Below are 23461 nucleotides of genomic sequence, written 5' to 3'. Positions count from 1 at the left end.
GAACAGCGAAGATCGGCGAACGCGGGGCTGAGAATGGATCAGTTGTCATTCGATGACAAGGCCGGTTCCCGTCCTTGTCGGAATCTGCGCAAACAGTGGGCGGTTGATCCGGGGCGCCCCTGGACCGGAGCGGAGCGAACCGGGCCCGGGTGTGCCTGCCGAACAGGCACGCAGTCGGTTTCGATCGGCACGTCTGGGACGCTACGGGCCGGTAACCTGACTTCGCAATACTGGGTACAGACTTTCCTCGGCGAGAATTCACGCGGGGCGAAGAATTGTTGACGGGTGAGTAATACGCGTGTCAAACCTGTCGGATGATGAGGAATCACACGGCGTCCGGTGGGCGGGAAAGAGCCCTTCCGGTCGGGAAACCGGAAGGGCTCGGGGGTGTTCGGGTCAGTGCTCGGGGGTGTTCGGGTTCTTCAGCGCTCGGGGGTGTTCGGGTCAGCGCTCGGGGTCGGGCACCCTCGGCGGGCAGTCCGGCCCTTCCGGGTTCGTGGCCACGCACAGGGGCGCCTGCGTCATCTTCGTGTAGTTGTCGGCCTTCTTGCCCGGGCTGGAGATGGCCGAGGTGAAGATCGGGTCGAGGTCCTCGCCCACGCCGCAGCCCTCGAACGGCGGGATGTGGGCGTACCCGGTCAGGCTGCCGCCGGTCGCCACGAGGTAGCCGGCCGGCGGATAGCTCTGGCCGTACCCTCTCAGCACCTGCTCGAAGGGGCGTGCCGTGCGGCAGTCGGGGCCCACATCCAGGGGGACGCCGTTCACCTCGACGTCGGAGAGCCGCATCACGAGCTGGGCCGTGACGGTCGTCTCCTCCGGGTAGGTGGGCGTGTTGGTGACCGTGTGGGTGTGGATCGCGGCCGGCGGGCCGACCTGCTCCAGCGTCATGGTCGCGGTCGTCGGCATGAAGCCGTAGCTGAGGAACGTGGCCTTCGTCGGGGGGAGTTGCCGGCGCCCCTGGTAGTCGAAGTTCACCTCCGAGCTGACGTCGACGGTCGAGGCGCAGGAGTCGTTGATGTAGCGCTTGTTGAGCACCACCTTCATGAACGCGGGCCCCAGCGCCGCCGCGCCGTCCAGCTTGGCGGCGTTGGCGAAGCCGGCGGCGTAGGTCTCGGCGGTGGTCATCACCCACTCGGGCGGGATCTCGATCGGGCAGCTGCCCGGGTCCTCGCCGTCCAGGGCTTCGAGCCGTTCGTCGGTGAGGGCGTCGATCTTCTCCCGGGCGCCGGGCGACAGGCCCTCGGCCGGCCGGGTGGGGGCCGGGTCCGGTGCGGGGTCGCTCGCCGACGGCTGCGGAGCGGGGGCCGTGGGGTCGCTGTAGCCGCGGACGGTGATGGCGGCGAGTTCGGGTTCCTGGCCCGGGGCCGGTTCGCAGGTGACGTCGAGCCCGGGGGGCGTGGTCGGCTCGCCGGCGCCGGTGAGCGAGGACAGCGAGAGGGCGAGCTCGGTGGGGGCCAGCGTCGCGCGGCCGGGGCTGCCGAAGGAGACCGTCGGCACGTCACCGGTCGCGGTCAGGGCCAGGCCGCCCCCGTCGGGCCCGGGCAGGGCGACGGGCGGAGCGGTCAGATCCTGCCAGGAGGCGTCGGCGGACCGGTCGCCGACGGTGTTGCGGACGGTGAGCCGCGCGACGGCCGACAGGGTGGCGGCGTCCAGCTCCCCGAACCGGGCGAGCGCCGTGGGCTCCAGGTTCACCTCGACGGAGACCTGGGACGGGCGGATCTCCTCGCCCGTGCGGACCGAGGTGGGGAGCACCGCCGAGACGACGACGTCCACTTCCTCGGGCCCGGAGGGGAACGGGCAGGCGTAGCGGAGGGCGACCTCCGAGGTCTGTTCCGCGGCGGCCGACTCGGCGCTCGGGACGAGCGCGGTGGCGACGACGAGCGCCCCGCCCACGGCCCAGTGGATCGGTCGTCTCGCTGCGGCGCGTGCATCGACGGTCATAGGGATGTGTCCTTCCGGCGCGCGTGGGCCGGGGGCCGGCTACGGAAAGCGGGTCCGCTTCTCGGCAACGGCCCCTGCGGGCGGACGTCGAGCGGAGTTCGAACGGACGTCGGGCGGGCTTCGGCGGTACGTGGGGCGGGCTCGGCTGTACGTCGTCCGGGCTCGGCCGTACGTCGTCCGGGCGGGGGTGCGGCCCCCTACCGACGGGTACGGTACGCACGCCGACGACGCCTGGGAAGGGCCGGGCTCCCCTTCGGATCACGGGGGCTCGGGCTTTGGCAGCCGATGACAATCCCCGGCCGCGCCCTTGTCGGCGGGTGCGCGAAACGGGGCGTGCCGGGCCGGTGCGGTGGAGCGGCGCGTGCGACTTTGGCCGACGCGGGTGAGGCGGTACGTGCGGCTCCACCGCACCGGCCGACGCGGATGAAGCGGTACGTGCGGCCCCGGCCGACGCCGGTGGAGCTCCCCGCTCGCCGTCGTGCCCGGCCGTCGGGTGCGCACGGCCGGGCACGACGCTCACGTACGGGACGTCATCGGCGGTGGGTCACCCGCTGATGACCGGGGACTTGCCCGATGCCGTGTTCACGATGGTGTACAGGCCCTGGAAGCTGGCGGTGGTGCCGACGATGCCGCAGCCGCCGCCGACCTTGTTGGCGATGGCGAGGGTGAGCCCGCCGCCCGCGGTGTTGAGGGTGCCGTTGCTCCCGTTCAGGGTCGGGTTGTTGTACTTGGCCGCGACCTTGCCGGTCACGTCGAAGGTGCACGGGCCGAGGACGCTGTTCCCGGACACCTTCGCCTTGATCGTTCTGATCTCACCGGTCACCTGGCCCGTGGAGTTGGTGCCGGCGCCCGCCGCGTAGTCCAGGCCCCAGATCTCCCACGGCGGTGTGGTGGCCACCGTCCACGTCGAGCTGAACGGCCCGGTGCACGGCGAGTTGAACGAGATCGCCGAGATCGACGCGAGCTTGGCCGGGCTCCCGGCGACCGGGGAGGTCGGCGCCGATCCCGAGGCGGTGGAGGTCGCGCACTGGATCTTGTTGCCGTTGTTGTCGGTCAGGACGGTCACTCCGGCGGTGCCCTTGAAGGCACCGGTCGGGCTGATCGTCCAGCTGGTCGGCGCGGCGACGGCCGACGGGGCGGCCAGGACGACGGATGCCGCGGCGGCACCGATCGCGGTCAGGACACCGGTTCGCTTGAACATGGGGGTACTCCCTTTTCTCGTCCCGTTGGGGATTGGACTGAACGTGACTGGAGAGGCGCTTGCTCGGTTGCTCGCCGTGCCGGACGGTGCGGCACTCGGCGGGTCCACGGCACCGGCTCGTGTCGAGGTGCGCGGACAGGGAACGGGGGAGGTAGCGCATCACCTCCTCGGTACGCGGCGTCAGGGCGGTCCGGCGGACCGGGACCGGGGCTACCGCTTCGCGGAGTGCCAGAACTCGGACAGCTTCCTGCCCTCGTTCGGCGCGAGGCCGGCGGGGTCGTAGGGGCTGCCGAAGTACGTCGTGGTGGCGTCGAGCGTCACGCTGTTCTTTCCTGCGGCGGACGGGAGACCGGTCTTGAGGTTCACCGCCCAGTCCAGGAGCCCGGCACCGCAGCCGCTGGCCCCGGGGACGCCGAACGTGGGGTCACCCTGATCGGCGCCGTCGAAGGTGTAGCGCCCCATCTCGCCCTCGTCGTCGTTCGGGGTGCCGTCGGCCGAGAACCGCTGCAGCGAGAGGCTCGGAGCCGTCACGTTCCGGGGCTTCAGCAGCACCGGGTTGGACGTGGTCCCGATGTAGCACTTGTCACCGAGGAACGGATTCCTGAGGTGGATGCGGACCGGGATGGTGAGAATGGGCTCACCGGTGGAGAATGCCGCGCTCATATTGAAGTCGCGGGGCGCTCCGGCCGGTTCGATGGTGGCCGTCACCCGGTTGAGATTGTTGTCCGTCAACTGACGGCAGATTGCCGATACGAGCGGAATTCCGCTGGGACACATGAGTCCGATCAGCCCGCCGGGGATCTCCGCCGGATCCGCGGTCAGCGCCCCCTCCGGAGGGGCCACCAGGGATGCGGCGCCGTCGGGGCGCTGGATGACTCCGAGCTGCAGATCGGTGTCGCCGGTGGAGACCTTCGTCTTGCCCAGCGTGATGGTTCCGGTGGCCGAGCTCGACGCTATGCAGGTCGCGATGGTGTTGAGGCCGTCCGCGGCCAGCATGGGGGCCGCGTCGACCGGGCAGCGGTCGAAGGGCGCCCAGTCGCCGTTGAGCTGGGTGGCGGCGGCGGCCGAGCCGGTGGAGAGCAGAGCGCTGAATGCCGTGAACGCCGCGAGCAGACCTACGCGGGTTCGATTGGAAACGGATCTCATGTCGTCCCCTCTGTCGGCCGCCGTGGCGCGGCCTCGTGCACGAAGTCGAGCGGTTCCGCAATGCGAGCCCGCACCGCGACGACTTCTCGACGGTGTGGGAGCCGGGTGGGCCCGGGGGCGGAGGATCGGAGCATCAAATTTCGGGCAGATTTCGTGACCGAATTGATCGAGGCGTGATGTTACTCGCGGGAAACCGGGCGACACAATCCGTCCGTCTAAGATTCTTTGCATCGCACTCTTTTTGATCCGGAAATGAGCATCGGGACACCGTCCCCTTGTCAAGGAATGCGCACCCGGGGGCAGGGAATTGCGCAGCGGCGGCCGGAACCCCGCGCGCCGTGCGCACGCGGCTCCACGGAGACGGGGCGGCGGACGTCCCGCCTCCACTTACTCTCGGATGGCGCGTAAATCAGCCACTCGGCCGAAAAGGCTCACCGAAGACCGGCCACCCGCCCACATTCGCCGTGGTGAGCCGCTTGCGCGCCGGTTCGCCACAAGGATCGACCGACACCACGGACATCACGCCGAGAACATCTCCGGCAGCGGAAGGGCTTTGTTGTCATCGCCGGAGCACGCGGCCGAAATTCATTGTCCGAAAGCGCGTAACACCGCCCGACCTGCACGGAAGTCTCACAGCGCGGCCGGGATGTGTGCCCCCTGCACTTCGATCTTGCCCAAGTGGTGTGCAGTGCCTGTTCGTTGGTCTATCTTCGTCGCGAACTTGGTACGCACCTGTCGGTTCGTGGGAGCGCTTTCCCCCCACCGCCTCACCCCACCACCGGGCGCCGAGAGCAAGGGGACCTGTCATGCCACATCTCATACAGCCGTTGGATACCGAAGACCCGCTGGGGCCGCTCCCCCAGGAATTCGCGGCGATCATGCGGCCCGAACTGCCCAGCCTCATCAAGGAAATCGGCGTGGAGGTCACCCGGGCCTATCCGGAATACGCCCGACTGCTCGACGGCCCGAACGGGCAGGCCATCCGGGTGGGCGTGGAGCAGAGCCTCGCCTCCTTCGTCGATCTGGTGGCCGAGCCCTCCTCCCCCACCACGCTCCGCGACGACATGTGCCGGCGCTTCGGACGGTTCGAGGCGTACGAGGGCCGGAGCATGGACACCCTCCAGGGGGCCTACCGGCTGGGCGCCCGGGTGGCCCTCCGGCGGGCGAAGAAGGTCGGGCAGAGCTACCACCTGTCCCCCACCCTGATGCTCAGCTTCGCCGACGCGCTCTTCGCCTACGTCGACGAACTGGAATCGCTTTCCCGGGAGGGATTCCAGGAGGTGCGGTCCCAGTCGGGCGAGCACAGCGAGGCGTTGCGCCGCCGCCTGCTCCACCTCATCCTCGCCGGGCGCCCGGCCCCCGGCAGCGCCATCGCGGACCTGTGCGAGCAGGTCGGGTGGGCGCTGCCGGAACAGGTCACGCTGATCGCCGTCCGTGCCCCGGCGGAGCTGGACCGGCTCCGCGCGGACCGCGACCTCCTCGTCGATCTCAGCGCCCCGCAGCCCCATCTGCTCATCCCCGGAGCACTGGACGACGCACGAAGATCCATGCTGGAGCAGGCCCTGCCGGCCGGCCGCGCGGCGATCGGTCTGACCGTACCCACGGCGCTGGCCTGCGAGTCGATCCGCTGGGCCCGCCGGGTCCTGGAGCTCGTCGACTCCGGCGTGATCGACGACGCACCGCTGATCCGCTGCGAGGACCACCTCACCACCCTGTGGCTGCTGTCCGACCCCGCCCTGCTGGACCAGCTCGCCCAGCGGGAGCTGGCCGCCGTCGCGGGGATCAGCGCCACCCGCCGGAACCGGCTGGTCGAGACGCTGCGGATCTGGCTCGACACCCGGGGCACCGCGGCCCAGATGGGCGCACTGCTGGATGTCCACCCGCAGACCGTGCGCTACCGCATGCGGAGCCTGGAGACCATCTTCGGAGACCAACTCGTCGATCCCGAGAGCCGCTTCGCCACCGAGGCGGTGCTGCGCGCGTTGCGGCTGCGCTCCCGCGCCACGGGCACATCCCCCTGATCCGGATCACGTCCGGCGCGGCAGGTCAACTTACCGGCGCGTAAGACGAAATAGACGGTCAGTCCCAAACGGTTGCGACACGGAGACGTATCCGACGAGAAACCCGGAACCGCGTCCCGTACACAGGAAGGAACCTGCCGCCCATCAGGTGACAGGCCCGTGCGCCGCCTCCTGGCCAACCATCCGAGAGGGAACGTCCCATGACCGCCTCGCACCTCCTCGTCCCCGTGCCGATCCCGGACCGGGTCGCCGCGCTGATCGGTTCGTGCATTCCGCCGCACATCCTCCGGGCGGAGTTCGACGCCGACTGCGCGGCCCGGGAGGTACGCAGGTTCCGCGGCCCCCGGCTCGGCGTCGAGGACCAGGCCGACCGCGAGCAGGCTCTGTCCGACCTGGCCCGCGCCAACAAGACGCTGGCCGCGCACCACCCCGGACTCGCCGTGCTCCCGGGCTCACCCTTCTGACCGCCTCTCAGCCCTCACCGCCCACCCGCCCCTCTCGCCGTAACCTGCCGCGGACCGGCCTTGCGGGGCGCCGCCACGGAGAAGGCGGTCCAGGTCCTCGGCGGAGCCGGCTACAGCCGGGAACATCCGGTGGAGCGGATGTACCGCGACGCGAAGATCTACACCATCTTCGAGGGCACCAGCGAGATCCAGCGCCTCGTCATCGCGCGGGCGATCTCGGGCCGGCACATCCGCTGAGGCGGAGGCAGAGGCCGGGGTGGCGGCCTGATCCGGCCCTGATCCTGTCCTGATCCGGTCCTCATCCGCCCAGAATCCGTGTGATCCTCGTCGCCCTGAAGACGTACACCGATGGGGAACGGAGCCGCGGAATTCTCCGTCGGGCCAGGCCGGACGGAGATCGTCACCGAGCGCGTCGGGACGTGTACGCAACAGCGCCGAGGCCGCGCCGCACACCGCCGACGTGCGGCAACAGGGTTCGGATCGTCCGGTCGTGACGATGCGCGGCGATCGGTGACGACGGTGTGGAGAGCGTCGCGAGACGGGACGACAGCGGGTCGGCGCCGCCTCGGGGCCGACGGCAAACGGTTCCCGTGGTGGGCCCCACACGTTTGACCGGTGCCTCTCCGGCTCCCCTGCCACTAGCCTCTTCACATGACCTCCACTTCGACCGAGCCGACGCCTGCCCGCCCGATGGTTGAGCTGAACGCGGAGATCCGCGCTCTGGTCGCGGACGGCGGTGTGGTGTCGCCCGAGGGTCGCCGGGAGTACGAGCGGCTGCTCGTCGAGTGGGTGGCGGCCGTACGGGGCGGCTCCACGGACGCTGTCTGACCGCGGGGCCTGCCGGGCGTCGGCGATAGTGATCGTCCGTCCGCGTCCTGACCCCGGGAGAACCTCATGACCGCCGCGTCACCCGCCGGCGCACGCCGCCCGTCCCTCCTCCTCGTCACCGATCTCGCGTACGAGGCCCGCGGCCGCCGCTACTGCGACGAGGACATCTACCTCGGCTCCCGGCTGCGCGAGTCGTTCGACGTCGCTCTCTGCCACCCCCGGGACGCGGCCGCGCTGCTGGAGGGCTTCGACACGGTACTCATCCGCAACAGCGGGCCGGTGCTGCACCACCGGGAGGCGTACGACGCGTACCGCTCCCGGGCCAGGGAGCTGCGGACGCCGGTCTACAACCCGCTGGACGGACGTGGTGACATGGCGGGCAAGGAGTATCTGGTCGAGATGGGCCGGGCCGGCCTGCCGGTCATCCCCACGGTGGACCGGGCGGCGGAGCTGCCGAAGCTCCCCGACGCCCCCGCCTACGTGGTCAAGCCGAAGCTGGGGGCGGACTCGGTCGGGCTGCGTTTCGTCACCGCGGCGGAGGCGGCCACCGAGCTGGATCGGGCGGCCGAGGGCTCGCTCCTCGTCCAGCCCCGCGTCGACTTCCGCCACGAGGTGTCCTTCTACTTCATCGACCACGACTTCCAGTACGCGCTGTACGCGCCGGACCCGGAACGGCGCTGGGTGCTGGAGCCGTACGCGGCGAGCGCGGCGGACCTGGAGTTCGCCCGGCGCTTCATCGCCTGGAACTCCCTCACCCACGGGATCCAGCGGGTCGACGCCTGCCGGACGGCGGACGGCGCGCTGCTGCTCGTCGAGCTGGAGGACCTCAACCCGTATCTGTCGCTCGACCGGGTCGGCGAGGACGTCCGCGAGGCGTTCGTGGCGCGGCTGAAGACGCCGATCGCCTCGCTGCCCCGCTGACCACCCCCGTCCGGCCCGCCCCGGCATGCGGGGGTCATGAGCCGGTGTGAGGGTGCAGAGGTGACCACTGCCAGCGAGCAAGCTCCCGCCGCGCAGAGTGCCGCCGCGCCGCCGCCCGTCCTCGACCGGCGGCGGCGGAACATCGTCTTCGCGACGATCGTGCTGGGCATGCTGCTCGCGGCCCTGGACCAGACGATCGTAGGCACGGCCCTGCCGACGATCGTCTCGGAGCTGGGCGGGGCCGCGCACATGTCGTGGGTGGTCACCGCCTATCTGCTGGCGGAGACGGTGGCCACCGTCCTGGTCGGCAAGTTCGGCGACCTGTTCGGGCGGAAGCTGGTCTTCCAGGTCTCGGCGATCATCTTCGTCACGGGTTCGTTCCTGTGCGGCCTCGCGTCGGACATGCTGCTGCTGATCATCTGGCGCGGCATGCAGGGCATCGGCGCGGGCGGCCTCATGGTCACGTCGATGGCGCTGATCGCGGACGTGATCCCGCTGCGCGAACGGGGCAAGTACCAGGGCGCGATCGGGGCGGTGTTCGGCATCTCGACGGTGATCGGGCCGCTGCTCGGCGGGCTCTTCACCGACCATCTGACCTGGCGCTGGGCGTTCTACGTCAACGTGCCGATCGCCATCGTGGTGGTGATCGCCGCCGCCCGGAACATTCCGTCGGTGAAGGCCTCCGGCAGGCCGGTCATCGACTACGCCGGGATCGCGCTGGTCTCCGTCGGGGCGAGCGCGCTGATCCTGGCGACGAGCTGGGGCGGGAACGAGTACGCCTGGGGCTCGCCCATGATCATCGGGCTGTTCGCCGGCGGTCTGATCGCGCTGGCGTTGTTCTGCGTGGTGGAGACGCGGGCGAAGGAACCGATGCTGCCGATGCGGCTGTTCCGCAACCCGGTGTTCACGGTCTGCTCGATCCTCAGTTTCATCGTGGGCTTCGCGATGCTCGGCTCGATGATCTTCCTGCCGACCTATCTCCAGTACGTGGACGGGGACTCGGCGACGCTCTCGGGGGTGCGGACGCTGCCGCTGGTCGTCGGTCTGCTGGCCGCCTCGATCTTCAGCGGCAACGTGGTGAGCAAGACGGGCCGCTACCGGGTGTTCCCGATCGTGGGGACGCTGGTCATGGCGGCCGGACTGTTCCTGCTGTCCCGGATGGGGCCGGGGACCGGCGTCTGGTTGGAGTCGCTCTACATGGTGGTGCTGGGGCTCGGCATCGGTCTGGCCATGCAGGTGCTGACGATCGCCGTGCAGAACACCGTCGACTACGAGGACCTGGGCACGGCCACGTCGGGCGTGACGTTCTTCCGCACCCTGGGCAGCGCCTTCGGCACGGCGGTGTTCGGCACCATCTACGCCAACGCGCTGAAGCCGAACCTCACCGACGGCGTCGCGCGGGCGGTGGCGGCGGGCGGCGACCCGGCGACCCTGGCCCGCGCCTCGCAGAACCCGCAGGCGCTGCACGCGCTGCCCGCCGCCCAGTCGGAACCGCTGGCCTTGGCCTACGCGGACACCCTGCACACCGTGTTCCTGTGGACGGTGCCCATCGCGCTGATCGGCTTCGTCGTCGCGCTGTTCCTGAAGGAGGTGAAGCTGCGGGACTCGGCCCGGCTCGGGTCGACGGACATGGGCGAGGGCTTCGCCCAGCCGGGCAGCGGGGACTCGGCGAAGGTCCTGGAGTACTCCGTGGCCACGATCCTGCACGGCGCGGGCCCGGACACCGCCCGGCAGATCACCGCGGCATCCGACACCCGCCTCGACCTGGCGGGCGCCTGGGCGGTGATGCAGGTGGACCTCTTCACCAGGATGGTCGGCCACGCGGGCCTCGGGCTGATCGCGGCCCGGCACCGCATCCCGCCGGAGGTGCTGGTGCCCGTCTTCGACCGGATGATCGAGGAGGGCTATCTGACGGGCGACGGCCGGATCTTCTCGCACACGGCGGCGGGCCGGCGCGAGGCCGCGGTGATCTCCGACGCCTGGGGCCGCTGGCTCAACGAGCGCCTGGCCGAGGACGGCGCCCGCCCCGACGACCGTCAGCTCCGGGCCACCGTGGACATGATCGCCAAACGGCTGCTGGCGGAGGACCTGGCCCAGGAGCTGTCCCCGGCGACCGGCCCCGGGGGGGCGAGGCGGGTGGGGGCCCCGGTCTGAGGTCCGGGCCCGCGCCCGGTCGCGGCCCCGGTCGCGGCCGTACGGGCGGGCTCGGTCGACGAAGACCGGGCCACGGCCGTACGGGCGGGCTCAGTCGACGAAGACCGCCGTCGTGTAGACCCAGGCGCCCTCGTGCCGGACGAAGCGGCTCTTCTCGTGGAGGGAGTCGGGGCGACCGTCGTCGGTGTAGTGGGCGCGGAAGGTGACCGTTCCGGTGGAGTGGAAGGCGCTGCCCTCGGTGGTGTCCAGGATGTCCAGCCCCGTCCAGCGCATCGCGGGGTCGAATTCGACCCCGGGCGGCCGGGTCCCGGGGTGCCAGGTGCGCAGCAGGTACGCCGCGTCCCGGACGACGAAGGCCGCGTACCGGGAGCGCATCAGGGCCTCGCAGGTCGGCGCGGCGGCGCCGGCGTAGTGGAAGCGGCCGCAGCACTCCCCGTAGGCGGCGGGCAGGCCGCAGGGGCACGGGGAGGCGGGGGTGATCCGCGCGGCGGCGGGCCCCCGCGGCCGGGAGGTACGTCGTGACATGGGTCCATTGTGACGCGTGGCAGCGGGCTCAGGGTTTGCGGGCCACGCCGGCGTAACCGGGGATCGGCTCGTCGCCGGGGACGTCGATGACCTCTCCGAGCTCCGGATGCCAGTCGGCGGAGAGCGAGACGCCCGGCTCGACGAGTTCGAGACCGTGGAAGAACGCCGTGAGTTCGGCGCGGCTGCGGGGACGCAGTGTCATCCCGCGCGCCTTGTACATGGCCCGTGCCTGCGCGGCGCCCTCCGGGTTGAAGTCGCCGGTGGTGTGCGAGAGCACGAGATAGCTGCCGGAGGGAAGCTGCCCGACCAGCTTGTCGACCAGTTCGCCCGCGCCGTCCTCGTCGTCGATGAAGTGCAGCAGCGCCAGCATCGACAGGGCGATCGGCTCGTCGAAGTCCAGGACTTTGCCGGCCTCCGCCAGGATGGTCTCCGGCCTGCGGGCGTCGGCCTGGATGTACTCGGTGGCGCCCTCGGGCGTGGAGCGGAGCAGCGCCGCCGCGTGGGCGAGCACGATGGGGTCGTTGTCGCAGTAGACGACGCGCGCGTCGGGGGCGGTCCGCTGGGCGATCTGGTGGAGGTTCGGCTCGGTGGGTATGCCCGTGCCGATGTCCAGGAACTGGCGCACCCCGCTCTCGGCGAGCCGGCGGGTGGCCCGGTGCATGAACGCCCGGTTGACCCGCGCCATGTCACGGCCCCGTGCGTCCAGGGCGAGCAGCTGTCGCGCCATCTGTTCGTCGACCGGGTAGTTGTCCTTGCCGCCGAGGAACCAGTCGTACATCCGGGCCGGATGCGGCTTGCTGGTGTCGATCTCGATGGAGTGGGGTTCTTGCCCGGTCATGGCGCGCTCCGTGGTCGGGTCTCCGTACAGAGAGGAGGGGGGTCTCAGGTGAGAAGGAAGTCGGCCTGGCCTGCCTTGGCTCCCTGGATGAACGCGGCGATCTCGCCGTTGGAGTAGATGAGCGCGGGGCCGTCCGGGTCGGCGGACTGGCGTACGGCGACCCGCCCGTCGGCGAGCTTCATGGCCTCGACGCAGTTGCCGCCGTTCCCGCCGCTCCACGGCTTGTACCAGCCTTCGGAGCCGAGGTCACCGGCGGGCATGCCGTTGTATATGTGGTTCATCACAGCTCCTTGCGGAAGTCCCGGAGGATTTCCTTCGTGCGTTGTGCAGTCGCGGCCTGAGCCGCCATGCGGTCCATGACTTCGAGATAGGAGGCCACCTCGGGTCGGGCGTCGAAGTAGACGGCTCCGGTCAGGTACTCGCTGTAGACCATGTCGGGGAGTTCGGGGATAGCGAACCGGAAGAGAACGAACGGCCCATAGGTTCCCGGGTGGTGGCCGGTGGCGAACTCCGCGATCTGCAGCGTGACGTGGGGGAGCTCCGTGGCTTCGAGCAGCTTGTCGATCTGCCCGCGCATCGCCTGCGCGCTGCCGACGGGTCGCCGCAGGACGGTCTCGTCCATGATCACCCACAGTCGGGGGGCGTCCTCCTTGGCCAGCAGGGACTGGCGCTCCATCCGCAGCGCCACATGGCGCTCGATGTCCTCGGGCCGGGTCTGGCCGACCGCTCCGGTCCGCATCACGGAACGTGCGTAGTCCTCGGTCTGGAGGAGTCCGGGCACGAAGTGCGGCTCGTACATGCGCAGCAGGCTCGCCGCGCCCTCCAGGCTGACGTACATGCTGAACCAGTCGGGCAGGACATCGTGGAAACGCTGCCACCAGCCCGGCTTGTTCGCCTCCTCGGCCAGGTCGACGAAGGCGTCGGCCTCCTCGTCGGCGATGCCGTACGCCTTCAGCAGCAGCTGGACGTAGGGGATCTTCAGCCCGACTTCGGCCGTCTCCATTCTGCGTATCGTCGCCGGGGCGACCCTGAGCACCTTCGCCGCCTGGTCACGGGTCAGGCCGACACGCTCGCGCAGATCTTGCAGGCGCTTGCCGAGAACGACCTGGCCCACGGTCGGGGCGGACCGCGGTTCGCTCACTTCAGACCTCCCCATGCGCTGTTTTGCGAGCAGTGTGCCATGCGTGCGCCCCCAACGACACAGTCACTCTGGAAATTTCAGAGTGCCTCTTGCCAAGTGTCATCGTCAGGGGGAGAGTTGACCCCCGAACCAGTTCGCTCAGTCACGTCCACCCCCGAACACCCGGGGAACGAAGCGTGACGCAGCCCCCACTGTGAGGAATCGGTCGTGGCACCTGGCAGTGCGCTCATCCCCCGGCTCATGGACTTCAGTCCCGGGACGGAGGCGCTCCGTTACTGCTTCGCGCTGCCGGCGCACCCCGAGTCGGTGGCCGGTGCGCGCGAGCTGACGCGAGCCCGGACGGACGCCTGGAAGCTGGGCCCTGACACCGGTGACGCGGCTGTCCTCATCGTCTCCGAGCTGGTGACCAACGCCGTCGTGCACACCGCGAGCACCCGGGTGGTGTGCGAGCTGAGCCGGCTCGGCAGACGCCTGCGGATAGCCGTGCAGGACCAGGGGCACCAGCCCGACGGTCCGCGGCTGCGCCGCTCGTCCGACGACGAGCACGGCCGCGGTCTGCTCCTGGTCGACGCGATGAGCAGCGCCTGGGGTTCGCACGACGCCCAGAACGCCTCCGGACGCATCGTCTGGGCGGAGCTGGCGGCCGACGCGGGGCAGCCGTCCGGCACGGAGCGGCCATGCTGAAGAACGCGCTGGCCAGGCTGCGCTCGGCACACCGGGCCCGGACGCCCGAGCAGGCCCGTGGCGGCGGCCGGGTGCGGCTGGTTCTGCCGGCCTCGATGTCGACCACCCTGGGATGTGACGCGGTCGGGGTGCCCGCCCGGCACGGCTTCCGCCTCATGTCCCATCTGCCGCGCACCGGATGCGTCTTCGCCGACGCGGACCGCTGGTGGTGGATCGTCCCGGCCGGCTCCGACCTGGATCTCGACTGGCCCGAGCAGGTGACGTACGCGCGTGACGCCGACGTGCCCGGCGGGCGGCCCCGGCTGATCCACTCTCCGGACGGCCTCACCCCGTACACCCCGCCCATTCCGCTCTTCCTGATGGTCTGCCAGGTGACCGGGGTGACGCCGAGCTGGGCCACGGCCGGCAGGCCGAGCGTCGTGTCAGCGCCGTAGCTTCCTGGCGACCGGGCGGCGGGGCCCGCGTCGGAACGAGCCGGGCCCGGTCAGGTCGGGCCCGTACCGTTCCGACGAGGGCCCCGCGGGGTGGTCAGGGCCCTCCGAGGTACGCGAGACCGGGGTGCACCTCGGCGTACCGGTCGAGCAGCCGCCGGGCCACTGCCACGGAGTCGACCAGCGGGTGCAGCGCGAACGCCTGGACTGCCGCCGTGCGGGACCCGCTCTCCGCGGCCTCCAGCACCGCCCGTTCCACTGCCTTCACGGCGGTGACGAGGCCGACCGCGTGGTCCGGGAGGGGGGAGACGGCCACCGGGTGGGCCCCGTTGGCGTCGACGAGGCAGGGCACCTCGACGACGGCGTCCGCGTCCAGGACCGAAAGGGCCCCGCGGTTGCGGACGTTGAGGATCAACGAGGTGCGTTCGTTGCGGGCGACGGCCCGCATCAGGGCGAGCGCGACCTGTTCGTAGCCGCCGGACTCCAGATCGCTCTCCTCCCTCTCCCCCGCCCCGGCGACCTCGCGGTTCTCCGCCATGTACGTCGCCTCGCGTTCGGCGCGGGTGCGGTCCCAGGTGGCCAGGGCAGGGGTGCCGGGCTCCCGCATGCGGGCGTAGAAGCCCTCCTGCTGGTCCCGGAGGAAGGCGCCCCGGGTCTGTTCGGCCTCCTGGTACGCGCGTACGGCTTCCCGGTTGAAGTAGTAGTAGTGCAGGTATTCGTTGGGGATCGCACCCAGCGACCGCAGCAGCTCCGCGCCGAAGAGGCGGCCCTCCTCGAAGGACGCCAACAGCTTCGGGTCGGCGAGCAGCCGGGGCAGTTCGTCCCGCCCGTCCACGTACAGCCCCCGCACCCACCCGAGGTGGTTGAGCCCGGCGTAGTCGATCCAGGCCCGGTCCGGGTCGGCGCCCAGGACGCGGGCGATGCGCCGCCCGAGACCGACCGGCGAGTCACAGATCCCGATGACCCGGTCGCCCAGGTGCCGGGACATGGCCTCGGTGACGAGGCCCGCCGGGTTGGTGAAGTTGATGACCCAGGCGTGCGGGGCGAGCCGGGCGACACGGCGGGCGAGGTCGAGGGCGACGGGGACGGTGCGCAGCCCGTACGCGATGCCTCCGGCGCCGACGGTCTCCTGGCCGAGGACGCCTTCGTCGAGGGCCACCCGTTCGTCGGCGGCGCGTCCGGCCAGCCCGCCGACCCGGATGGCGGAGAAGACGAAGTCGGCGCCGCGCAGTGCCTCGTCGAGCTCCGTGGTGGCGACGACCGCGGGGGCGTCCGCGATGCCCCGCCCCTGTTCCTCCAGGACGCGGGCGACGGCGGTGAGCCGGTCGGCGTCGGTGTCGTACAGCGTGACCCGGGAGACGCGGCCCTCGGCGTGATCGCCGAGGAGGGCCCCGTACACGAGAGGCACCCGGAATCCGCCACCGCCAAGAATTGTCAGCTTCACGCTGCTCGATGGTACGGGCAGCTCCGGGCTCCCCGGCGCTGCCCGCGCCCATGGCCCCCGAACGCGACGCGGCGGCCCCGGGCCCGTGGGCGTGATCCGGGGCCGCCGCGGCCTGAGCGGGGTCGACGGCGTGTCAGTAGCCGCTCCACCAGCGGACGACGGCCTGCCAGAGCCGGGCGGGGGCGGCCGGCCGGCGCTGCTGCGGGATCGTCGCCACCGGAGCGGGGTCGGGGGAAGGGGCCGGTTCGGGGGAAAGGGCCGGTTCGGGGGAAAGGGCCGGTTCGGGCACGAGAGGTGCGGCCGGGGCGTGGGCGGGTGTGACGCCCGGGGCGGGAGCGGGTGTGACGCCCGGGGCGTGGGCGGGCTGCGCCACGGCCGCCTCGTGCCGGGGCTCGGGGACCTGCCTGGCCGGGGAGGAGATCTCCCAGGCGTCGGCCGGGCGGGCGGCGCGGGCCATCACCGAGAGCGGGTCGGCGTCCAGCTTCTGCTGGGGGCTGGGGGCGAACTTCACCGGCAGCTCGACCAGGTGACGGGACATGATGTTGCCGACCCAGCGCAGCTCGCTCTCCCCGACACCGAGCTCCAGGTCGGGCAGGCGCATCAGGAGGGCGTCGATCCCGACGTCGGCGATGGCGCGGCCGATGTCCTGCCCCGGGCACTCGTGGGGACCGCCGCTGAAAGCGAGGTGGGCGCGGTTGCCGCTCATGTCGGCGGCCAGGTCCGGGCGGACGGTGGGGTCGGTGTTGGCCGGGGCGATGCCGACGAGCAGGGCGTCGCCCGCCTTGATCTGCTGGCCGCCCAGCTCCGTGTCACCGACCGCCCAGCGGCCGAACACGGCGGTGAACGGCGGCTCGTCCCACAGGGTCTGCTCGACCGCCTCGGGGACGGTCATGTGCCCGCCGCTGAGTCGGGCACGGAAACGCGGGTCGATCAGGACCATGCGCAGCACGTTGGCGATGAGGTTGGCGGTGGACTCGTAGGCGGCGATCATGATCAGGCGCAGATGCTCGATGACCTCGGTGTCGGCCATCGACGCGGGGTGGTCGACGAGCCAGGAGGTCAGGTCCGGCGCGGATTCGGCACGGCGGCGCTCGACCAGGCGCGTCAGCACGGACACGATGTGGGCGTTGCTGGCCACGGCGGTCTCGGTGCCGCGCGTCATGTCCCGGGCCGCCTGGACGAGACGCTCGTCGTACTCCTCCGGCATGCCGAAGATCGCGCACACCACCATCATCGGCAGATGCTCCGCGAACTGGCTGACCAGGTCGGCGGTGCCCTTCTCGCAGAAGTCGTTGACGAGGCGGTTACTGAAGCGGTTGATGTGGCGGCGCACCCCGCGGGTGTCGATGCGCTCCATGCTGTCGGTGACCGCGCCGCGCTGCCGTTCGTGCTTGGCGCCGTCGGCGAACACGCAGACGGGCTGCCAGGTGAAGATCGGGGCGAGCGGGTGGTCCGGGGCGACGCTGCCGTCCTGGAGGGCCCGCCAGCGCCGCGAGTCCCGGGAGAACTGGGAGGGCGTACGGGTGACGTGGAGATTCTCGCTGTGGCCGAGCACGAGCCAGGCGGGAACGTCGCCGTGGAGCAGGATCGGGGCAACCGTGCCGTGTTCGGCGCGGAGCTTGTCGTAGAGGCCCGCCGGGTCGTTCTCCGCCTCGGGGCCGTGGAGCCGGCGCAGTCCGCCGGGGCCGATGTCGAGGTTGTGGGCCGGGCACTGGGGCGGGGGCACGGCGCCGGGTTCGTGGTGGAAGGGGGTTGTCACAGGGGCTCCAGGGATCAGGATTCCAGGGCTGGTGCGCGAGTGGGCGGGACGGGTCGACGGTTCGCGGCCGGGGCCGGGGCCGGACCGGGGGCAGGCGCGCCGCGGGATGGCGCGCGCCCCCGGTCGTAAATCCGGTCGTGGATCCGGTCGTGGATCCGGTCGTGGATCCGGTCGTGGATCCGGTCGTGGATCTGCTGGACCGGGGTTGTCCCGAGGGAGGTTCGGTGTCAGGCGAGGGGGACGGCCAGGCTGTGCAGATAGCGCATCAGGGTCATCAACACATCGCGGCTCGATGCCCGCAGCCGGGCGTCGCAGTCGATCATCGGGACCTCGTCCGGCAGGTCGAGGGCTCTGCGCAGGGCCTCGACCGGGTGGTGCGGCGCGTCGGGGAAGGTGTTCACGGCCACCACGAAGGGCACTCCGCGCTCCTCCAGCCGGCCGATGACGTCGAAGCTGACTTCGAGCCGTCTCGTGTCGATGAGGACGACCGCGCCGAGGGCGCCCTCGAAGAGGCCGTTCCAGAGGAACCAGAAGCGTTCCTGGCCGGGGGTGCCGAAGAGATAGAGGATCAGTTCCTCGCTGAGACTGATCCGTCCGAAGTCCATGGCGACCGTGGTGGCGGTCTTCGTCTCCACCCCGGCGTTGTCGTCCACACCGACGCCGGCCTGGGTCATGGTCTCTTCGGTCGTCAGCGGCCGGATCTCGCTCACCGAGCCGACCATGGTCGTCTTGCCGACGCCGAACCCGCCGACGATCACGACCTTCACCGCGGCGGTGGCCGTGGTGGGAAGGACGTCCTCGCTGCGGGGTCCGGTGATCGTGTCAGAGCTTCTGAAGTCCATGCATCACCGCTTCGAGAAGGGACCTGTCGGGGAGCGTGGCACGGACGATCGGCGCACGCGACTGGATGAGATCGGTCGCGAGGAGATCGCTCAGGAGCGAGGTGACCACGCTGAACGGCAGGCTGAGGTAGGCCGAGATCTCGGCGACGGACAACGGCGCCTGGCAGAGCCGCAGGATGGCCGCCTGCTCGGGCTGGAAGGTCGGCGAGGGTTCCGCCTTCGCGACGACCATCGTGACCAGGTCGAGCGCGGACCGTTCACTGTCGTCGAGATCGCCGGTGATCACGTACAGCCGTTCCGGATCGTGCAGGTCCGGATCGGCCTTCCGGCGTTCTCGTCGAGGACCACTCATCCGGACTGCCCGCCGTGGCGGGGCGGGCTGGTCAGGTGGGCTCCGATCCGCACGACCATGTCCCGCATCCGGGCCCCGACGAGTCCGGCGTCGACGGTCTCGCCGGCCAGGACCGCGAGATAGGCGCCGGTCCCGGCCGCCATCAGGTAGAAGAACCCGCCCGTCACCTCGATGACCACGAGCTTCATGAGGCCGTCGCTGTACGGGATCTCGGTGGCCACGGCGGCGGCCAGGCTCTGCAGCCCGGCGCAGGCCGCCGCGAGCCGGTCGGCGACGTCGGGGTCGCCGCCGTGCATCGCGATGCGCAGGCCGTCCGACGAGAGCACCACGATCTGGTGAATGCTCGGAACGTCGTCGGCCAGTTCCTTGAGCATCCAGTCCATGTTTCCCCGCTGCTGGATCACTTCAGGTCTCCCTTGTCCCACGCGTCATCGGTGTCTTCGCCGTGCTTTCGTTCCTGCGGTACGCCGTTGACGGCCTTGGTGAAGGCCTCCAGCCAGAGGCCGGGGGGCTTCTCCTCGCCGCGTCCGCCGTCCGCGCCCTCGTCCGCGCCGGGGTGGAACCCGTTGGCGGGGGCGGGGGGTGGTGGGGGCTGCTGCGGGAGGTTGTGCGAGCCGAGCGGGGCGCGGCCCCGGCTGCGGCGCTGCGGCAGCCCGTTCTCGGTCCACTCGGTGACCACGGGAAGGTCGTCCTCCATGGCTGCCGCGGGAGGGGCCTGGTGCGACGTGACCGCGGGGGCTCCGGTGGAGACCGGTGCGGCCACGGACGGCACGGGGCCGGTGGCGGCGGGCTTGGACTTGCGCTTGCCGGGCGGCGGCACCACGTGCTGGAGCTGCGACATGTCCAGGGAGCTGGTGGGCCGCGAGGTGGCGCCGATGCCGTGGGCGATGCCCGGGGCGGGCCCGGTGGTGATCATGTCGCGCGGCACGATGAGGACGGCGCGGACGCCGCCGTACGCCGACTGACGCAGCGACACCTGGAGCTGGTACATCCGGGAGAGCCGGCCGACGACGGCCATGCCGAGGCGCGGGGACTCCCCGAGGTCGTTCATGTTGATGCCGGCCTGCGCCTGGGCGAGCATGTTCTCGGCGCGGGCGCGGGCCTCCTCGCTGAGGCTGACGCCGCCGTCCTCGATCTCGATGGCGATGCCGGTCTGCACCTCGACCGCGGTGACGTGCACCCGGGTCTGGGGCGGCGAGTAGCGGGTCGCGTTGTCGAGGAGTTCGGCGCAGGCGTGGATGAGCGGTTCGACCGAGGTGCCGACGATGGCGACCTTGGCGATCGAGTGCAGATCGACGCGCTGGTACTCCAGGATGCGGGACATCGCCCCGCGCAACACGCTGAACAGCGGTACGGGCTTGGGCCACTGGCGGCTCGGGCGGGCGCCGCCGAGCACGGCGATGGAGTCGGCGAGGCGGCCGATCAGCGCGGTGCCGTGGTCGATGCGCAGCAGGTCGTCGAAGACCTCGGGGTTGCGCCCGTAGTGGTTCTCCATCTCCCGCAGTTCGCTGGCCTGGCGGTTCACGATCGCCTGGACGCGGCGGGCGACGCTGACGAAGGCGCGCTGAGCGGAGTCACGCCGCGCCTCCTCGTTGTCGATGACTTCGAGGACCTGGTAGACCTGCTCGCGCAGCGCCTTGGGCAGATGCCGGTTGGCGGCGTCCGCGTCGACGACGTCGCGCATCACCTCTTCGGGCGAGTTGCCCACGCGCAGCCGGCGGATGGCGGCGGGCATGACTTCCTTGGTGAGCCGTACCGTCTCGGCGTCGTGCGAGAGGATGCGGTGTTCCAGGTAGGCGATGCGCTGTTCGTACTCCGCGCGCTGGACGCGCATGGCGCGTCGGCGGCGGTGCAGCGCCACGGTGAGTACGGCGACCACGAGCGTGGCGATCGCGCCGCACACGGCGACTGGTATCCGCGCGGCCTGTGCGACCACGGCCGAGCCGGCGGCGGTGGCGCCGAGGAGCAGGGCCACGGGCAGCAGGACTACGCGGACGACGGGAACTTCTCTGTCGGTCGGCGGTGATTCAACACGGACCATCTAAAACCCTCTGGCGGTTGATTCCGGGATGTATGCGCACGTGAGCGGAGACTCAGGAACAAGTGCTCGAATTCATCTCAACTCGACTTCACTGCGCGTGAGCTTAGCCAGATCAGAACAGTGCTTCGGCATATTCACCCAACCCCCTGCGGAAGCTCTCCGAGAGGAATACACTCGCCAGTTTTTGCACGCTGCGCTGCGGGGCGTGCGCGGTGAGTGATTGTGGCTGAAATCGCTCCCCCGAGGGAGGCTCCCCGGGCCCGAGAATCCGAGCATTCACTACCAGTTAAGGGTGATTTCCAGGGTAAATCGCCCTCACGTAGGCGACTTTCGTAGGGCGGAACAGGACAACGGCACAGGTGATCGAACCGGATCGAAAGGTGCAGATTCCTGACCGGCGATTGAGTGACGCGCGAAATCGCCGCGCTGACGCGGCTGCGAAGCCCCTGGGCCGGGCCGCCGGGTCAGCGCCGGGCTCCGCCGAGCCGCCCCTCCAACTGGACGAGCAACTCGCCCAGCCTGGAGCCGAGTTCGTCGCGCGCGCCGCCGTCCAGACCGGCGAGCACCGCGCGTTCGTAGGCGAGCTGCTCGGGCAGGATCCGGTCGACCAGGGCCCGTCCGTCGTCGGTGAGCCGGACATGGGCGACCCTCCGGTCGCGGGCGTCGCCACGGCGCTCGACCAGGGCGCGGTCCTGGAGGGCGCGCAGCCGCTTGGTGACGGCCGCTCCGGAGGAGAAGGTCTCGCGGGCCAGCTCACCGGGGGTGAGCTCCCGGTCCGTCCTGCGTACGGCGCCGAGGAGGTCGAATTCGGCGCGGGTCAGTCCGGCGGAACGCAAGGGCGCGTCCTCCGCCTGCTGGAGCAGGGCGGCGCAGCGGTTGATCCGGCCGATGATCTCCATCGGTCCGGTGTCGAGCCCGGGGTTGACGGCCTGCCACTGCCGGACCACCGAGGCAACGATGTCGTCGGTCACTCCGCTCCGATCGAAGGGGCGTGGGCCGCGGGAGACGTGTCGCCCCCGGGCCCCCGCCGTATGTCTGTCGCGGCGAGCGTACGGTGTCCGGCCCGCTCGGCCGCGAGGAGGCGCTGCTCGGGCAGGGCGCGCTGCCACCACTCGCCCGCGGCGGTGTCGCCGGCCTCGCGCAGTTCGACGAGGCTCGCGGTGAGCGTCCGGCGCGCCCGGTCCCGTGTCGCGGGCGCCGCCCCGGGGTCGGCTCCGGTCCGTTCGGCGTCGGCGCGGGCCCGGTCCAGGCCGTCGAGCGCCCGCTCGACGCGCCCCGCCGCCCGCCGGTTGGTGACCAACGTCGCGGCCAGAAAGCCGACGACCGCTCCGAGGACGGTGTCCAGGACCCGGTCGCCGATGAGCTCCCCGGCGGGATGGGCGCCGCCGAACTCCAGGACCAGCAGGGCCATCGGGGTCACCGCGACGGAGCCGAGCCAGTAGTTGCGGGTGATGAGGGCCTCGGCGGCGAAGCTGAAGAAGAGGCAGCAGCAGACGAGGGCGAGCGGGCTGATCCGGGACACGGGCAGGGCCGCGGCGAAGACGAGCACGCCCAGGAGGTTGCCGAGAGTGCGCTGGAGGGCCCGGTTCCACGACAGGGTGATGTTGGCCTGGTAGAGGGAGGCGGCCGTGACGATCGCCCAGTAGGGGCGTCCGACGCCGAGCGCGACGCAGAGGTATCCGGCGAGCGCGCAGCCCGCCAGGGTGCGGACGGCGACCGGCAGCAGCGGCGACCCCGGGCCGAGACGGCCGAGCAGGGCGCGACGGGCCGCGCGGCGCCCCTCGGGGGCCCGCCGGGCGGCACGCTCGGCGTCGATCCCGTTCAACTCGTCGGCGGTGCCGGGGGCCGCCGGCGGCGTGGGCACGGGGCCGCGGGCCCGGGTCAGGGCGGCCCAGGCGCGCAGCCGGTCCGGATCCACGGTTCCGCCCCCGGAGCACGGGGCCGCGAAGGCCGCCTCGGCGTGCACCACCAGGCGTTCCAGCGACCGGCGTACGGGGGTGGGGCTGCCGGAGGCGAGCAGACACTGCCAGGCGGCGTGCACGGCGGCGGCGGCCGCGTTGCGGGCACGGGGGCCGGGGTCGGCGGCACACGCGGCCGCGGCCTCCAGGGCGCGCGCGACGGCCCGGCGTTCGGGGCCCTCGCGACGGACCAGGGCGGGGGCGACGGCGACCAGCCAGGCGAACGCGCCCGCGCCGAGGGTCAGGGCGAGGTGGCCGGGGATCTGCTCCGGGCGCTGCGGGGCGAAGAGGGCGGCGGAGCTGACGAAGGTGAAGATCACATGGCCGGGCGGTCCGATCCGGGTGGCGTCGCACAGCACCTTCTGGGCGGCGGCGAGCAACGCCCCGACCGCGATGAGCACGGCGGTCGATCCGGTGAGCGACGCGGTGACCAGGGAGACGGCGAGCGAGGCCGTCATGCCGAGCACCACGCCCGCGACGGCCCCGGCCCGCCGGGCGTACGGCAGACCGTGCCCGTAGAGCGCGCAGAGCGAACCGGCCATCGTGTACATCACGAGGTCCAGCCGACCGATGGCCAGGAGCGTCAACTGGGGCGCGGCGGAGGCGACGACCACGCTGAGGGCGGGCTTGAACCAGGTGTCCGACGGCCGCGAGAGCCGGAGGGCCGAGGCCAGCGGGAGGGCCCGGACGGAGGGCCGCCCCGAACGGGTAGGTGTATCGGTCACTCATATACGCTAGCAGGTATTACACCCGTAAATCACCTGACGATC

General features: G+C 71.3%; 22 protein-coding genes and 1 pseudogene. 8 read left to right on the top strand and 15 right to left on the bottom strand.

All coding sequences use genetic code 11. The features are described 5' to 3' along the window. Positions 1 to 444: 444 nt before the first annotated feature. The 3 genes from D581_RS0100920 to D581_RS0100910 form a co-directional block, all read right to left on the bottom strand. Positions 445 to 1941: a DUF6801 domain-containing protein gene (locus tag D581_RS0100920; RefSeq protein WP_018955341.1), complete on the bottom strand. Its 1497-nt coding sequence runs from the start codon at positions 1939 to 1941 to the stop codon at positions 445 to 447. 544 nt (positions 1942 to 2485) lie between these two features. Further along, positions 2486 to 3142: a hypothetical protein gene (locus D581_RS0100915; RefSeq protein ID WP_018955340.1), complete on the bottom strand. Its 657-nt coding sequence runs from the start codon at positions 3140 to 3142 to the stop codon at positions 2486 to 2488. A 210-nt stretch (positions 3143 to 3352) separates the two neighbouring features. Continuing rightward, the gene (locus D581_RS0100910) at positions 3353 to 4288 is read right to left on the bottom strand and encodes a hypothetical protein (protein WP_018955339.1); all 936 of its coding nucleotides are present in this window, start codon (positions 4286 to 4288) and stop codon (positions 3353 to 3355) included. Positions 4289 to 5094: 806 nt separating this feature from the next. On the opposite strand from D581_RS0100910, the gene D581_RS0100905 reads away from it, so the two are divergent. From D581_RS0100905 to D581_RS0100880, 6 genes and pseudogenes are all read left to right on the top strand, one after another. After that, positions 5095 to 6309 carry a PucR-like N-terminal domain-containing protein gene (locus D581_RS0100905; protein WP_026290058.1) on the top strand — a complete coding sequence of 405 codons (1215 nt, stop codon included), beginning with the start codon at positions 5095 to 5097 and terminating at the stop codon, positions 6307 to 6309. Positions 6310 to 6509: 200 nt separating this feature from the next. Beyond that, positions 6510 to 6773 carry a hypothetical protein gene (locus D581_RS0100900; protein ID WP_018955337.1) on the top strand — a complete coding sequence of 88 codons (264 nt, stop codon included), beginning with the start codon at positions 6510 to 6512 and terminating at the stop codon, positions 6771 to 6773. 60 nt (positions 6774 to 6833) lie between these two features. Then, a pseudogene (locus D581_RS1000000139210) lies at positions 6834 to 7010 on the top strand (acyl-CoA dehydrogenase family protein); the annotation flags it as partial. 414 nt (positions 7011 to 7424) lie between these two features. Further along, complete coding sequence (locus tag D581_RS1000000141145; RefSeq protein WP_158688564.1) at positions 7425 to 7601, top strand: hypothetical protein; 177 nt, start codon at positions 7425 to 7427, stop codon at positions 7599 to 7601. A gap of 66 nt (positions 7602 to 7667) precedes the next feature. Then, positions 7668 to 8522 (top strand): hypothetical protein, encoded by an 855-nt coding sequence (locus D581_RS0100885; protein WP_018955334.1) that lies wholly within the window; start codon positions 7668 to 7670, stop codon positions 8520 to 8522. 60 nt (positions 8523 to 8582) lie between these two features. Continuing rightward, complete coding sequence (locus D581_RS0100880; RefSeq protein ID WP_018955333.1) at positions 8583 to 10676, top strand: MDR family MFS transporter; 2094 nt, start codon at positions 8583 to 8585, stop codon at positions 10674 to 10676. Between the two features lie 90 nt (positions 10677 to 10766). On the opposite strand, the gene D581_RS0100875 is transcribed toward D581_RS0100880, so the two are convergent. The 4 genes from D581_RS0100875 to D581_RS0100860 are packed head-to-tail and all read right to left on the bottom strand — an operon-like array spanning position 10767 to position 13180. Further along, positions 10767 to 11201, bottom strand: a complete 435-nt coding sequence (locus D581_RS0100875; protein WP_018955332.1) for a YchJ family metal-binding protein — start codon at positions 11199 to 11201, stop codon at positions 10767 to 10769. Positions 11202 to 11229: 28 nt separating this feature from the next. After that, positions 11230 to 12039 (bottom strand): SAM-dependent methyltransferase, encoded by an 810-nt coding sequence (locus D581_RS0100870; RefSeq protein WP_018955331.1) that lies wholly within the window; start codon positions 12037 to 12039, stop codon positions 11230 to 11232. 44 nt (positions 12040 to 12083) lie between these two features. After that, on the bottom strand, positions 12084 to 12320 hold the full coding sequence (locus tag D581_RS0100865; protein ID WP_018955330.1) for a DUF397 domain-containing protein: 237 nt from the start codon (positions 12318 to 12320) through the stop codon (positions 12084 to 12086). Beyond that, a complete protein-coding gene (locus D581_RS0100860) occupies positions 12320 to 13180 on the bottom strand; it encodes a helix-turn-helix domain-containing protein (protein ID WP_018955329.1) in 861 nt (286 codons plus the stop codon). The genes D581_RS0100865 and D581_RS0100860 overlap by 1 nt, the downstream gene beginning before the upstream one ends. 207 nt (positions 13181 to 13387) lie before the next feature. Here D581_RS0100860 and D581_RS0100855 point away from each other — a divergent pair, with 207 nt between their 5' ends. Together D581_RS0100855 and D581_RS0100850 are read left to right on the top strand one after the other, a co-directional pair. Further along, positions 13388 to 13864 (top strand): ATP-binding protein, encoded by a 477-nt coding sequence (locus D581_RS0100855; RefSeq protein ID WP_018955328.1) that lies wholly within the window; start codon positions 13388 to 13390, stop codon positions 13862 to 13864. Then, on the top strand, positions 13858 to 14298 hold the full coding sequence (locus D581_RS0100850) for a hypothetical protein (protein WP_018955327.1): 441 nt from the start codon (positions 13858 to 13860) through the stop codon (positions 14296 to 14298). Before D581_RS0100855 ends, D581_RS0100850 begins: the two co-directional genes overlap by 7 nt. A 94-nt stretch (positions 14299 to 14392) precedes the next feature. On the opposite strand, the gene D581_RS0100845 is transcribed toward D581_RS0100850, so the two are convergent. From D581_RS0100845 to D581_RS0100810, 8 genes are all read right to left on the bottom strand, one after another. Then, on the bottom strand, positions 14393 to 15739 hold the full coding sequence (locus D581_RS0100845; RefSeq protein WP_026290057.1) for a 6-phospho-beta-glucosidase: 1347 nt from the start codon (positions 15737 to 15739) through the stop codon (positions 14393 to 14395). Positions 15740 to 15872: 133 nt separating this feature from the next. Further along, complete coding sequence (locus D581_RS0100840; protein WP_018955325.1) at positions 15873 to 17498, bottom strand: cytochrome P450; 1626 nt, start codon at positions 17496 to 17498, stop codon at positions 15873 to 15875. A 227-nt stretch (positions 17499 to 17725) separates the two neighbouring features. Then, positions 17726 to 18340, bottom strand: a complete 615-nt coding sequence (locus D581_RS0100835) for a GTP-binding protein (protein WP_003964952.1) — start codon at positions 18338 to 18340, stop codon at positions 17726 to 17728. Continuing rightward, on the bottom strand, positions 18321 to 18692 hold the full coding sequence (locus D581_RS0100830; RefSeq protein WP_026290056.1) for a DUF742 domain-containing protein: 372 nt from the start codon (positions 18690 to 18692) through the stop codon (positions 18321 to 18323). Before D581_RS0100830 ends, D581_RS0100835 begins: the two co-directional genes overlap by 20 nt. Further along, positions 18689 to 19096, bottom strand: coding sequence for a roadblock/LC7 domain-containing protein (locus D581_RS0100825; RefSeq protein ID WP_006128841.1), 408 nt, complete (start codon positions 19094 to 19096; stop codon positions 18689 to 18691). The genes D581_RS0100830 and D581_RS0100825 overlap by 4 nt, the downstream gene beginning before the upstream one ends. After that, positions 19093 to 20733: a sensor histidine kinase gene (locus tag D581_RS0100820; protein WP_026290055.1), complete on the bottom strand. Its 1641-nt coding sequence runs from the start codon at positions 20731 to 20733 to the stop codon at positions 19093 to 19095. Before D581_RS0100820 ends, D581_RS0100825 begins: the two co-directional genes overlap by 4 nt. 464 nt (positions 20734 to 21197) lie before the next feature. Beyond that, entirely contained in the window at positions 21198 to 21704 is a 507-nt protein-coding gene (locus D581_RS0100815) for a MarR family transcriptional regulator (protein ID WP_018955322.1), read from the bottom strand. Then, positions 21701 to 23416, bottom strand: a complete 1716-nt coding sequence (locus D581_RS0100810; protein ID WP_018955321.1) for an FUSC family protein — start codon at positions 23414 to 23416, stop codon at positions 21701 to 21703. Before D581_RS0100810 ends, D581_RS0100815 begins: the two co-directional genes overlap by 4 nt. Between the last annotated feature and the right edge of the window lie 45 nt (positions 23417 to 23461).

It is taken from the genome of Streptomyces sp. CNB091, assembly GCF_000377965.1.
Note: the sequence above shows the minus strand (reverse complement) of the source record. Positions and strands in the feature narration are given on the sequence as shown.

Bases quoted from the DNA above. Each gene is read 5' to 3' on its own strand.
- D581_RS0100910 (WP_018955339.1), bottom strand. From the start codon at position 4,288: ATGAGATCCGTTTCCAATCGAACCCGCGTAGGTCTGCTCGCGGCGTTC.
- D581_RS0100900 (WP_018955337.1), top strand. From the start codon at position 6,510: ATGACCGCCTCGCACCTCCTCGTCCCCGTGCCGATCCCGGACCGGGTC.
- D581_RS0100875 (WP_018955332.1), bottom strand. From the start codon at position 11,201: ATGTCACGACGTACCTCCCGGCCGCGGGGGCCCGCCGCCGCGCGGATC.
- D581_RS0100820 (WP_026290055.1), bottom strand. From the start codon at position 20,733: ATGGTCCGTGTTGAATCACCGCCGACCGACAGAGAAGTTCCCGTCGTC.
- D581_RS0100830 (WP_026290056.1), bottom strand. From the start codon at position 18,692: ATGAGTGGTCCTCGACGAGAACGCCGGAAGGCCGATCCGGACCTGCAC.
- D581_RS1000000141145 (WP_158688564.1), top strand. From the start codon at position 7,425: ATGACCTCCACTTCGACCGAGCCGACGCCTGCCCGCCCGATGGTTGAG.
- D581_RS0100920 (WP_018955341.1), bottom strand. From the start codon at position 1,941: ATGACCGTCGATGCACGCGCCGCAGCGAGACGACCGATCCACTGGGCC.
- D581_RS0100850 (WP_018955327.1), top strand. From the start codon at position 13,858: ATGCTGAAGAACGCGCTGGCCAGGCTGCGCTCGGCACACCGGGCCCGG.
- D581_RS0100865 (WP_018955330.1), bottom strand. From the start codon at position 12,320: ATGAACCACATATACAACGGCATGCCCGCCGGTGACCTCGGCTCCGAA.
- D581_RS0100835 (WP_003964952.1), bottom strand. From the start codon at position 18,340: ATGGACTTCAGAAGCTCTGACACGATCACCGGACCCCGCAGCGAGGAC.
- D581_RS0100915 (WP_018955340.1), bottom strand. From the start codon at position 3,142: ATGTTCAAGCGAACCGGTGTCCTGACCGCGATCGGTGCCGCCGCGGCA.
- D581_RS0100885 (WP_018955334.1), top strand. From the start codon at position 7,668: ATGACCGCCGCGTCACCCGCCGGCGCACGCCGCCCGTCCCTCCTCCTC.
- D581_RS0100905 (WP_026290058.1), top strand. From the start codon at position 5,095: ATGCCACATCTCATACAGCCGTTGGATACCGAAGACCCGCTGGGGCCG.
- D581_RS0100870 (WP_018955331.1), bottom strand. From the start codon at position 12,039: ATGACCGGGCAAGAACCCCACTCCATCGAGATCGACACCAGCAAGCCG.